The organism is Acinetobacter gerneri DSM 14967 = CIP 107464 = MTCC 9824, assembly GCF_000368565.1.
GTDB lineage: Bacteria > Pseudomonadota > Gammaproteobacteria > Pseudomonadales > Moraxellaceae > Acinetobacter > Acinetobacter gerneri.
Window position 1 is genome coordinate 1 of sequence record NZ_KB849545.1, and the last position, 11,569, is coordinate 11,569.

The 11,569-nt window shown below is 41.7% G+C and carries 8 protein-coding genes, 6 tRNA genes and 2 rRNA genes; 3 read left to right on the forward strand and 13 right to left on the reverse strand.

What is annotated here, in order from left to right; all coding sequences use genetic code 11:
• The 4 genes from F960_RS15035 to F960_RS15050 form a co-directional block, all read right to left on the reverse strand.
• Window positions 1-1,847: ribosomal RNA gene (locus tag F960_RS15035) — 23S ribosomal RNA — on the reverse strand; the annotation flags it as partial.
• 392 nt (window positions 1,848-2,239) lie between these two features.
• A tRNA-Ala gene (locus tag F960_RS15040) sits at window positions 2,240-2,315 on the reverse strand.
• A gap of 55 nt (window positions 2,316-2,370) precedes the next feature.
• Window positions 2,371-2,447 (reverse strand) — tRNA-Ile (locus F960_RS15045).
• A 60-nt stretch (window positions 2,448-2,507) separates the two neighbouring features.
• Window positions 2,508-4,047: ribosomal RNA gene (locus F960_RS15050) — 16S ribosomal RNA — on the reverse strand.
• 561 nt (window positions 4,048-4,608) lie between these two features.
• Here F960_RS15050 and yfiR point away from each other — a divergent pair.
• Genes yfiR through yfiB form a run of 3 tightly spaced genes read left to right on the forward strand, consistent with a single transcriptional unit; the run spans window position 4,609 to window position 6,768 of the window.
• Complete coding sequence (yfiR, locus tag F960_RS15055) at window positions 4,609-5,067, forward strand: regulatory sequestration protein YfiR (protein WP_228134736.1); 459 nt, start codon at window positions 4,609-4,611, stop codon at window positions 5,065-5,067.
• Window positions 5,064-6,278 (forward strand): diguanylate cyclase DgcN/YfiN, encoded by a 1,215-nt coding sequence (gene dgcN / locus F960_RS15060; RefSeq protein ID WP_004867067.1) that lies wholly within the window; start codon window positions 5,064-5,066, stop codon window positions 6,276-6,278. Before yfiR ends, dgcN begins: the two co-directional genes overlap by 4 nt.
• A gap of 13 nt (window positions 6,279-6,291) precedes the next feature.
• Window positions 6,292-6,768, forward strand: a complete 477-nt coding sequence (gene yfiB / locus F960_RS15065) for an outer membrane lipoprotein YfiB (protein WP_004867070.1) — start codon at window positions 6,292-6,294, stop codon at window positions 6,766-6,768.
• 203 nt (window positions 6,769-6,971) lie between these two features.
• On the opposite strand, the gene F960_RS15070 is transcribed toward yfiB, so the two are convergent.
• From F960_RS15070 to F960_RS15105, 9 genes are all read right to left on the reverse strand, one after another.
• A tRNA-Pro gene (locus F960_RS15070) sits at window positions 6,972-7,048 on the reverse strand.
• Window positions 7,049-7,051: 3 nt separating this feature from the next.
• Window positions 7,052-7,127: transfer RNA gene (locus tag F960_RS15075), tRNA-His, on the reverse strand.
• A 39-nt stretch (window positions 7,128-7,166) separates the two neighbouring features.
• Window positions 7,167-7,243, reverse strand: a tRNA-Arg gene (locus F960_RS15080).
• A gap of 45 nt (window positions 7,244-7,288) precedes the next feature.
• A tRNA-Pro gene (locus tag F960_RS15085) sits at window positions 7,289-7,365 on the reverse strand.
• Between the two features lie 138 nt (window positions 7,366-7,503).
• Window positions 7,504-8,571 carry a quinolinate synthase NadA gene (nadA, locus tag F960_RS15090; protein ID WP_004867073.1) on the reverse strand — a complete coding sequence of 356 codons (1,068 nt, stop codon included), beginning with the start codon at window positions 8,569-8,571 and terminating at the stop codon, window positions 7,504-7,506.
• 136 nt (window positions 8,572-8,707) lie between these two features.
• Window positions 8,708-9,928, reverse strand: coding sequence for a bifunctional glutamate N-acetyltransferase/amino-acid acetyltransferase ArgJ (argJ, locus tag F960_RS15095; RefSeq protein ID WP_004867075.1), 1,221 nt, complete (start codon window positions 9,926-9,928; stop codon window positions 8,708-8,710).
• A 125-nt stretch (window positions 9,929-10,053) separates the two neighbouring features.
• Complete coding sequence (locus tag F960_RS21595; protein ID WP_004867078.1) at window positions 10,054-10,464, reverse strand: IS30 family transposase; 411 nt, start codon at window positions 10,462-10,464, stop codon at window positions 10,054-10,056.
• Between the two features lie 187 nt (window positions 10,465-10,651).
• Window positions 10,652-10,993, reverse strand: coding sequence for an IS30 family transposase (locus tag F960_RS21600; protein ID WP_004867084.1), 342 nt, complete (start codon window positions 10,991-10,993; stop codon window positions 10,652-10,654).
• A gap of 163 nt (window positions 10,994-11,156) precedes the next feature.
• Window positions 11,157-11,525 carry a hypothetical protein gene (locus tag F960_RS15105; protein ID WP_004867087.1) on the reverse strand — a complete coding sequence of 123 codons (369 nt, stop codon included), beginning with the start codon at window positions 11,523-11,525 and terminating at the stop codon, window positions 11,157-11,159.
• Between the last annotated feature and the right edge of the window lie 44 nt (window positions 11,526-11,569).

An 11,569-nucleotide genomic window follows, 5' to 3' on the forward strand; every position in this document is an offset into this window, starting at 1 on the left:
CATCAATTAACCTTCCAGCACCGGGCAGGCATCACACCCTATACGTCCACTTTCGTGTTTGCAGAGTGCTATGTTTTTAATAAACAGTTGCAGCGGCCTGGTTTCTGTGGCTGTCATCAGCTCAAGGAGCAAGTCCTATCACCAACAACAGCGTACCTTCTCCCGAAGTTACGGTACCATTTTGCCTAGTTCCTTCAGCAGAGTTCTCTCAAGCGCTTTGGTCTACTCGACCTGACCACCTGTGTCGGTTTAGGGTACGATTCCTGTTTAACTGAAGCTTAGAGACTTTTCCTGGAAGCTTGGTATCAGCCACTTCGCTAGTAAACTAGCTTGCTATCAGATCTCAGCATAGAGCACCCCGGATTTGCCTAAGATGCATGCCTACTTCCTTCCACCTGGACAACCAACGCCAGGCTGACTTAACCTTCTCCGTCCTCTCATCGCATTAAACAGAAGTATTGGAATATTAACCAATTTCCCATCGACTACGCCTTTCGGCCTCGCCTTAGGGGTCGACTCACCCAGCCCCGATTAACGTTGGACTGGAACCCTTGGTCTTTCAGCGAACGGGTTTTTCACCCGTTTTGTCGTTACTCACGTCAGCATTCGCACTTCTGATACCTCCAGCATACTTCTCAATACACCTTCATCGGCTTACAGAACGCTCCCCTACCACTTGACTTAAAGTCAAATCCGCAGCTTCGGCACATAGTTTTAGCCCCGTTACATCTTCCGCGCAGGCCGACTCGACTAGTGAGCTATTACGCTTTCTTTAAAGGGTGGCTGCTTCTAAGCCAACCTCCTAGCTGTCTATGCCTTCCCACATCGTTTCCCACTTAACTATGATTTTGGGGCCTTAGCTGGCGGTCTGGATTGTTTTCCTCTTGACTACGGACGTTAGCACCCGCAGTCTGTCTCCCGGATAGTACTCATAGGTATTCGGAGTTTGCATCGGTTTGGTAAGTCGGGATGACCCCCTAGCCGAAACAGTGCTCTACCCCCTATGGTATTCGTCCGAGGCGCTACCTAAATAGCTTTCGGGGAGAACCAGCTATCACCGAGTTTGATTAGCCTTTCACCCCTATCCACAAGTCATCCCCTGGCTTTTCAACGACAGTGGGTTCGGTCCTCCAGTTAGTGTTACCCAACCTTCAACCTGCTCATGGATAGATCACCCGGTTTCGGGTCTATACCCAGCAACTATACGCCCTATTAAGACTCGATTTCTCTACGGCTCCCCTATGCGGTTAACCTTGCTACTGAATATAAGTCGCTGACCCATTATACAAAAGGTACGCAGTCACCGAACAAGTCGGCTCCCACTGCTTGTATGCATGCGGTTTCAGGATCTATTTCACTCCCCTCACAGGGGTTCTTTTCGCCTTTCCCTCACGGTACTGGTTCACTATCGGTCAGTCAGGAGTATTTAGCCTTGGAGGATGGTCCCCCCATATTCAGACAAGGTTTCACGTGCCTCGCCCTACTCGTCATCATAATGTGTGCCCTTTCGTGTACGGGACTATCACCCTCTACGGTCGCACTTCCCAGAGCATTCCGCTAAAACACACATTACTTAATGGGCTCTTCCCCGTTCGCTCGCCGCTACTGAGGGAATCTCAATTGATTTCTTTTCCTAAGGGTACTGAGATGTTTCACTTCCCCTCGTTCGCCTCATAAACCTATGTATTCAGTTTATGATACCTACCTTATAGTAGGTGGGTTTCCCCATTCAGAAATCTCCGGATCATAGGATATTTGCCGCCTCCCCGAAGCTTATCGCAGGCTATTACGTCTTTCATCGCCTCTGACTGCCAAGGCATCCACCACATGCACTTAATTACTTGACTATACAACCCCAAACAGTCGTTTACATTCTACAAGTGAATGTCAACGTGCAAACTTAATTGCTACAGCTTGTTGTCCTGTGAACTTAATCACCGTACAGCTTCAATTTAATTCATATACCAAAACGCTTGATTCAGTTAATTTGCTAGTTCTCAATTTCACCAAACAGTAACAATTGATTGCTACCTTCTAGTAAAATCAAGTTTGAACAATTTATTTCAGACTCAAATTTGCCAATCTGTTAATGATTTCTCTTGCCTTCGTCAGGTCAAGAAACTGTGATAAATCACAGAAGTTAACAAGATGCGTATAATACGCCAATCTCTCATTAATTTCTATAATCTATATACTTAATCGCTTGTTTTTTAACATATTCGTCAATGTTGCAAATATGTGGTGGAGACTAGGAGAGTCGAACTCCTGACCTCCTGCGTGCAAAGCAGGCGCTCTACCAACTAAGCTAAGTCCCCAGCTTAAGATCTCGATATATCTTCTTCTCTGTCGCTTTTTCCAGCTTCGTAGACTTGGTGGGTCTGACAAGACTTGAACTTGTGACCCCACGCTTATCAAGCGTGTGCTCTAACCAACTGAGCTACAGACCCTCAGATACATCAATGAAGAACAACTTGTTGTGGATTCTTGCCAGCCAATCATCTTTTCGTTAAGGAGGTGATCCAGCCGCAGGTTCCCCTACGGCTACCTTGTTACGACTTCACCCCAGTCATCGGCCACACCGTGGTAACCGCCCTCTTTGCAGTTAGGCTAGCTACTTCTGGTGCAACAAACTCCCATGGTGTGACGGGCGGTGTGTACAAGGCCCGGGAACGTATTCACCGCGGCATTCTGATCCGCGATTACTAGCGATTCCGACTTCATGGAGTCGAGTTGCAGACTCCAATCCGGACTACGATCGGCTTTTTGAGATTAGCATCACATCGCTGTGTAGCAACCCTTTGTACCGACCATTGTAGCACGTGTGTAGCCCTGGCCGTAAGGGCCATGATGACTTGACGTCGTCCCCGCCTTCCTCCAGTTTGTCACTGGCAGTATCCTTAAAGTTCCCATCCGAAATGCTGGCAAGTAAGGAAAAGGGTTGCGCTCGTTGCGGGACTTAACCCAACATCTCACGACACGAGCTGACGACAGCCATGCAGCACCTGTATCTAAGTTCCCGAAGGCACCAATCTATCTCTAGAAAGTTCTTAGTATGTCAAGGCCAGGTAAGGTTCTTCGCGTTGCATCGAATTAAACCACATGCTCCACCGCTTGTGCGGGCCCCCGTCAATTCATTTGAGTTTTAGTCTTGCGACCGTACTCCCCAGGCGGTCTACTTATCGCGTTAGCTGCGCCACTAAAGCCTCAAAGGCCCCAACGGCTAGTAGACATCGTTTACAGCATGGACTACCAGGGTATCTAATCCTGTTTGCTCCCCATGCTTTCGTACCTCAGCGTCAGTATTAGGCCAGATGGCTGCCTTCGCCATCGGTATTCCTCCAGATCTCTACGCATTTCACCGCTACACCTGGAATTCTACCATCCTCTCCCATACTCTAGCTTCCCAGTATCGAATGCAATTCCCAAGTTAAGCTCGGGGATTTCACATCCGACTTAAAAAGCCGCCTACGCACGCTTTACGCCCAGTAAATCCGATTAACGCTCGCACCCTCTGTATTACCGCGGCTGCTGGCACAGAGTTAGCCGGTGCTTATTCTGCGAGTAACGTCCACTCTCCGTAGATATTAGCTACGGGAGCCTCCTCCTCGCTTAAAGTGCTTTACAACCATAAGGCCTTCTTCACACACGCGGCATGGCTGGATCAGGGTTCCCCCCATTGTCCAATATTCCCCACTGCTGCCTCCCGTAGGAGTCTGGGCCGTGTCTCAGTCCCAGTGTGGCGGATCATCCTCTCAGACCCGCTACAGATCGTCGCCTTGGTAGGCCTTTACCCCACCAACTAGCTAATCCGACTTAGGCTCATCTATTAGCGCAAGGTCACAAGTGATCCCCTGCTTTCTCCCGTAGGACGTATGCGGTATTAGCGACCCTTTCGAGCCGTTATCCCCCACTAATAGGCAGATTCCTAAGTATTACTCACCCGTCCGCCGCTAAGAATCAGGTGCAAGCACCCTATCCCCGCTCGACTTGCATGTGTTAAGCCTGCCGCCAGCGTTCAATCTGAGCCATGATCAAACTCTTCAGTTAAAATCATTCGAACTTTATAAGTAAAGCTCTTAAACTTGGCTCATCAATTTTCTGACAAATATTTCTCAAATAAACTTCGAGTAATTTCTACCAATCAATCAATGATAATTTTTTTCGATGATCAACCAGCAAAAATCCACACAAGTTGTTCTTCATAATCTCTTAATGATCTTCTCGATGATTCGTCATCATCAAGCTAGGTCGGCTATATTACTCTCTTATTCCAGAAAGTCAACTAGTAATTTCAAATTATTTTAAACATCTTAAACTCAATCAATCTATTCAACTAACTGATTTCTAAGAAGTTTTAATCTTCATCACCGCCGATGGATGTGCATTCTACAGCATTCCTAACCTAATACAACCCCTTTTTTTAATTTATTTATTCAGGTGTGTATTTTTTAGGCTTTTCGACTCAAATAAATATCTTTTATTCGTAAAATGTTCTTTTTTTACTCATTTTTTTTAATTATCATCTAACATACGTTTTTCTTTTTACATTTTCTTGCAATGGTTCACATTTTTTTTAAAAAATTGTACCGCTTTTTATGGGTACTACCATTGGTATACTCATCGAATTTATTCGCCTATACCTCTCATAATATTTATACAACTACACTTTCTATTTTAAGTTATGTGAAGTGGAATACCACAACCCCTAATTTATGTGTTGTTGATAATGCTGCTGTAGCCAATCAATTTCAACAGGTTAGCAAGCAACTCAAATACCCTTATGTCATTAGTTCGATTAAATTAGAAAGTTTTACTTCAAATAATTGTAGTGCTATTTTTTTTTCGCATACCCCAATTGCCACACAACAGCAGTTTCTTAATAGATATTCTATCCTTTCATTTAGTATGAATAATAAAGACTGTGAACTTGGAAGTGCTTTTTGTCTTGTTAGCAAACTAAATGGCGATACATCATTTAAAATTAACTTAGATGCACTTACGCGTGCCCGTGTGCATGTTGATCCGCGCGTTCTATTATTGGCTAAAAATGTAGAGAATGACGAATGATCAAATTTTTTAAAACCAGCTCTCTACAGGCTTTATTTAGAAAGTCGCAAATTACTATTTTTATTATTACCTTTTTAATTTGTACTTTTACCTTTATCTCGATCTCTGTATTAACAGTCGAATCTTATGCTAAACAAAATTTACAACTTATTGGGCGAACCATTGCTGAACGTATCCAACCCGCTTTAGTTTTCAAAGACCAAATTACGCTGTCACAAATATTAAATGAATACACTACACAGCATTCAATACGTAAAATTCAAGTTTTAGATCAACAAGGGCAACAAATTTCAAATAGTATTAAATCTGCTGAACCTTATTCAGGTTTACAAAACATTTTCGATCATTTCTTTTTAAAAGAGCCAATTATTTTACCCGTTACCCATCATGATCAGTTGGTTGGAAAGTTAATCGTATATGGAAGTGCCAATGAAATTATGGCCTTTTTCTTTAAAATTTTTATTGGACTAGGCTTCGGCATGTTCTTTATGCTGGTTGCTTTGTGGTGGACAATTAATTCAACTTATCGCCATATCATGCAGTCCATCTACCCCATAATTAATATTGCAAAATTGGTCAGCGGACAAAAAGCATATAATCTGCGTTTCCCACAAAACAATATTAAAGAATTTCAAGATTTAAATAATGTGTTCAATTCACTTCTTGAAGAGATTCACACTTGGCATAATCATCTACAAACTGAAAATTCGGCACTCTCCTATCAAGTACATCATGACCATTTAACAGGTCTACCTAATAGAAATTATTTCTACCAAGTCTTATGCAATTCATTTGAAGATTCACGTTCTCGAAATCTTACGGCATTAATCTTCATCGATAATAATAATTTTAAGGCGATTAATGATAGATATGGTCATCTAGTCGGGGATGAAGTTCTCAAAGAAATGGCAAACCGCCTCAATAGTCGTACTCGAAAAGACGATTTTGTTGCACGCTTAGGTGGAGATGAATTTGCAATTATTCTCAATTCAATCACAAAAGTTGACCAACTCATCGCTTTCGCAGAAAATATCATCAAATGTTGTGAAACTCCTTTGCAATATAACGACACATCAATTCAGTTTAGTTTTAGTTTAGGGATTGCACTTTCTACTCATGCTTCCTCCCCTGAAGATCTAATTTCTCAAGCTGATCAAACTATGTATAAAGCTAAATCCTTACAACATCATTGGTATATTTATCATTCATAATTAGGGCTATTTCATGTTGCAACGAGCGTTAAAACTTTTTTTCATAGGATTTGTCTGTGCAGCATTAACAGCATGTATGTCTGAACCTTTCAATCACAAACAGGTTCGTTTATTAAAAAAAGAGGGCTTTGTATTGACGGAAGAAGGTTGGCGCTTAGGATTGCCAGAGCGTTTATTATTTGATTTCAACAAATCAGATATCAATCCTCAGCACGCATCAGAAATCGCGCGTTTAGCCGAGCAATTGCAAAAGTATCAATTAAATAAAGTTAAAATCGTGGGTTATACCGATAATATTGGTAATCCTGAATATAATCTCAAACTTTCTGAAAAACGTGCCAACAGTGTTGCAACAGTCTTTCAAAACCATGGTTTTAATCGAATGAATATGCAAGTTATCGGCAAAGGTTCAGCACAACCCATTAAACCAAACAACAGCGAAGAAAATCGTGCTGAAAATAGACGTGTGACCGTAATTATCGTACCTTAATAAAATATACAGATAAATTTAAATATCATCCGCGTTCTAAAAATGAACTACAGAAATACCCAAGGCTTCTATATGAAGCCTTTTTATTGAACTTAATTGATTAAGGTCTATTTTATTCTACTTCTAATCAGCCTTATTAAAATTCAGACATAAAAAAACCGCATTTAAGCGGATTTAATATTTTTTAAGTATTTAACTTAAAATGGTCGGAGCAGTAGGATTCGAACCTACGACCCCCTGGTCCCAAACCAGGTGCACTACCAGGCTGTGCTATGCTCCGAATTGGGGTGAATGATGGGGCTCGAACCCACGACAACCGGAATCACAATCCGGGGCTCTACCAACTGAGCTACATCCACCGTTACAACATTTAGGTTCTAAAAAATCAAGCTACCAAATGGCGCGCCTGACAGGATTCGAACCTGTGACCATCCGCTTAGAAGGCGGATGCTCTATCCAACTGAGCTACAGGCGCATGTCAATGATAGTTAAATCATTCAATACCTTTGCCTTGAAGAATTGGTCGGAGCAGTAGGATTCGAACCTACGACCCCCTGGTCCCAAACCAGGTGCACTACCAGGCTGTGCTATGCTCCGTTCATCTCAGCTTTTGTATCACACATCGTGCGGTACGGTGTGCATTCTAGGCGTGACGCCCTCGAACGTCAACACCTATATTTAAAAAAAATGAAAAAAACACGTCAAATGTTTATTTATCAAGCATTTTGACCAATTTTAACGCTTTAAATTTGCAGTAAAGTTCAACATTCGATCAAGTGGCAATTTTGCACGTTCTGCAAGTGCTGGATCTACGAATATTTCTTGATCACGTTTTTTCATAACATCCAAAATCGCATCCAATTCATTCATTGCCATCCACGGACAATGTGCGCAAGAGCGACATGATGCCCCCTCTCCTGCTGTTGGAGCTTCGATCAGTGTTTTATGTGGCACCATTTGCTGCATTTTATAGAAAATGCCACGATCAGTTGCGACGATCAATGTTTCATTTGGCAAGGTCTGTGCCGCTTTGATGAGCTGTGAGGTACTCCCCACCGCATCAGCGATATCGACAACCGATTCTGGTGACTCTGGATGTACCAATACCGCTGCATCTGGATAGAGTGCTTTCATTTGAGCAATCCCACGTGAGCGAAATTCCTCATGTACGATACAAGCACCATCCCAAAGCAACATATCTGCACCAGTTTTCTTTTGAATATATCGCCCTAAATGCTGATCAGGTGCCCAAATAATTTTTTCACCCAAACTATCTAAGTGTTCAATGATTTCAACCGCACAGCTCGATGTCACAACCCAATCGGCACGTGCTTTCACTGCTGCTGAGGTATTTGCATAGACCACAACGGTATGATCAGGATGTTGATCACAGAACGCTGTAAACTCATCTACAGGGCAACCGAGGTCTAATGAACAGGTCGCTTCCAATGTTGGCATCAAAACAGTTTTTTCAGGTGATAAAATTTTGGATGTTTCACCCATAAATTTCACCCCAGCAACAACCAAAGTCGTTGCAGGATGATCCCGTCCAAAACGTGCCATTTCTAATGAATCAGAAACACAACCACCTGTTGCCTCAGCGAGTTCCTGAATTTCTGGATCACAATAATAATGCGCTACCAGTACCGCATTATTTTTTTGTAATTCAGCTTTGATTTGCTCAAATTTTTCCTTTTTAACCTCAGGACTTAACGTGTTGTCCTTTGGCTCCCCCAAACGATCTAAATGCGCTTGCACAATGGATTTGGCTTCATTGGCAATTAAATTGGTCGCATCTTTCATACAAGGTCTTCTCTATCCTTATCGCTGGCATATTGCTAGCATTAAACGCATATAGATTTACTGCTGTAAATCTACCTTCAAAATGTCGCCATTATAAAAAAACCTCACAACGGAGGTTTCTTTATTGAAAATTGTATTATGAACGATAGTCAGCATTGATCTTGACATAGTCATAGGACAGATCACAGGTATATACCGTGTCTTTGGCTTGTCCTCGTCCCAGATCAACACGAATGGTCATTTCCGCTTGTGACATCACTCGTGCTCCAGCTTCTTCTGTATAGTCTTCTGCTGCACCGCCATTTTTACAGATTTGTACATCATCTAACCAAACCTGAACTTTTTCAACATCTAAATTGTCAAGCCCTGCATAACCGATGGCACAAAGAATACGGCCCCAGTTTGGATCAGATGCAAAAATTGCAGTTTTAACCAGTGGAGAATGTGCAATGCTATACGCAATATCACAGCATTCTTGAGTATTTGCACCACCCTCAACAGCTACAGTAATAAATTTGGTTGCACCCTCACCATCACGCACGATCAGTTGAGCTAAGCGTTTCATGACGCGAGAAAGTATTTCCAAAACTGCGCTATAGCGAGCATCACCCACTTCGCTGATTTCATCGCCACCTGCTGCGCCTGTTGCAGCAAAGATACATGAATCATTGGTAGAGGTATCACCATCAATCGTAATACGGTTAAATGACTGTTCGACTGAAGTTTTCAACATCAACTGAACTAATTCACGTGAAATAGGTGCATCAGTTGTAACAAAGCTTAGCATCGTCGCCATATTTGGACGAATCATGCCTGCACCCTTAGAAATACCTGTCATGGTATAAGTCACACCATCTAGCTCAAATTGCTCTGATGCGCCTTTAGGTGTGGTATCCGTGGTCATAATCCCAGTTGCTGCATCTACCCAAGCATTTTCATTCAATGAATCAAGCGCAGGCTGAATTCCACTTAATACACGTTCCATTGGCAATTGCTCACCAATTACACCTGTAGAAAATGGCAATACTTCGAATTCTTGCACACCTGCAAGCTCTGCCAGTTTCACGCAAGTTTGCTGTGCATTTTCTAGCCCTAACTTGCCTGTACCTGCATTGGCATTGCCTGTATTAATCACTAAAAAGCGAGGATTCGCCTGAGCCAAATGCGTTTTTGATACACGTACTGGTGCTGCACAAAAGGCATTTTGCGTAAATACGCCCGCAACATTTGTGCCTTGAGCAAATTCAAAAACAACTAAATCTCGTCGGTTAGGATAACGTACATACGCCTCTGCTGAGCCAATTTTTACACCTTGTACCACATGCATTTGTGGCATTGTCACGTCACCAACAGCCATTTGAATCGTCCAATCGCTAGCAAATAAAAAATACAGCTTATTAGAAAATTTAAAAAAAATCGAGGGCAATGCTGTGCTAATTTGATCTTCTTTATTTTTAGGTCATTTTTTTTAGAAAATAAATCTTAGATTAGCATTTGAAGCGCAACACCATGTTCTTGGAATAATACCTGACTCGGACTTTTAAATCCGAGTCTTTTTCTTGGACGATGATTCAACCGCTGAGTAATCTCAGCAATATATTCATCCGAATATTCATTTAGATCACTGCCTTTTCTAATATATTGCCGTATCAAACCATTAGTATTTTCATTACTTCCTCTCTGCCAAGCGCTGTAAGGGTCAGCAAAGTAGAATTCAATTCCCAGCTCATCAGCGATTTGTTCATGTAAACTAAACTCTTTACCATTATCGGCGGTAATCGTTTGTAGTTGCGCTTTGATCGGATGCAACAAGTCAACAGTTGTTTTACAAACATCCTGACTCTTACGAGTATTGCACTTTTTTAACCATAGATAGCCTGTTTTTCTGTCCACAATTGAGACCAAAGACTGCTGATGATTCTATCTATTTCTAAATCTCCAAAACGTAATCGTTGCTCAATGATCTTCGGTCTGTCATGAATACTTTTCCGATTATTCAACTTTCCTCGGGTTTCTAATGATCCATACTTTTTCTTACGCTGATTTCTGAAACGCAAATGCAGATAGAGATGTCCATTTTTCATTTTATTTCGTTGGATATGATATAGCGGTAAATGGAATGCATGCTAATAGCAACATGTGAGGCAATCTGTTCAGGACTCCATTGTAAAGCGAGATAATTTTCAATCTGCTTCCATAAACTGGAATCTATCGTTTTATGATTCGAAGCATGGCGTTTTTTAGCGAGTTTATGTGCATGTTTGGCAAAGTAGCCATTTCTGTTTCGATTACGTTTGATCTCTCTACAAATCGTAGATGGAGCACGAGCTAATCTAAAAGCAATATGACGTACGGAAAAACCTTCACGTAATAGGGTATAAATCTGATATCTTTCTTCTTGAGTGAGATGAGAATAGTTCATTGTGCAACTTTGACTTTGGTCGGTCTGAAAGCAAAATGCTATCTCATCTTGCTTCCTACCTAAATTAAGCTCTGTTGCACTTCTCCTGAGAATCTAAGAATAAAAAAAGCCAGTATGAATACTGACTTTTTAAAATCTGCTTGCAAAAGCTTATCAGATAAACTTAGTTTTGATTTGTGGTTAATGCCAAATCTGTTCCATTAAGCAATGCTTGTTTTGCCTTTTCCTGACTAGATGCAGAAAGCGCAGGATTTGTAGCTACAATACGATTTGCAGTTGCTGGTGTTACAGCAGAAATTGCCGCAGTTTTCAAAATAATAGGACGACCATTGGTATCACCCAAAGTATAGCTAATACCTGTACGTGGGCTAATCACAGTCGTTGAATTATTGTTTACTACAGTTTGTGCCGTAGTTGCTCCAGTTGCTGCTTGTACTTTTGCCAAAGGAACAGTTTGTGTTGCGGTATCTGCAAATGCTGCAGAAGAAATTGCTAAACCTGCAAATAAAAAAGAAGTTAAAGCTTTTTTCATTGTCATATCCAGTTTTCGATCTGATTGAGCAAGTAAATAACATT

Coding starts and splice junctions, on each gene's coding strand:
- argJ (WP_004867075.1), bottom strand. CDS start 9,928: ATGGCTGTTGGTGACGTGACAATGCCACAAATGCATGTGGTACAAGGT.
- F960_RS15105 (WP_004867087.1), bottom strand. CDS start 11,525: ATGAAAAAAGCTTTAACTTCTTTTTTATTTGCAGGTTTAGCAATTTCT.
- nadA (WP_004867073.1), bottom strand. CDS start 8,571: ATGAAAGATGCGACCAATTTAATTGCCAATGAAGCCAAATCCATTGTG.
- F960_RS21600 (WP_004867084.1), bottom strand. CDS start 10,993: ATGAACTATTCTCATCTCACTCAAGAAGAAAGATATCAGATTTATACC.
- yfiB (WP_004867070.1), top strand. CDS start 6,292: ATGTTGCAACGAGCGTTAAAACTTTTTTTCATAGGATTTGTCTGTGCA.
- dgcN (WP_004867067.1), top strand. CDS start 5,064: ATGATCAAATTTTTTAAAACCAGCTCTCTACAGGCTTTATTTAGAAAG.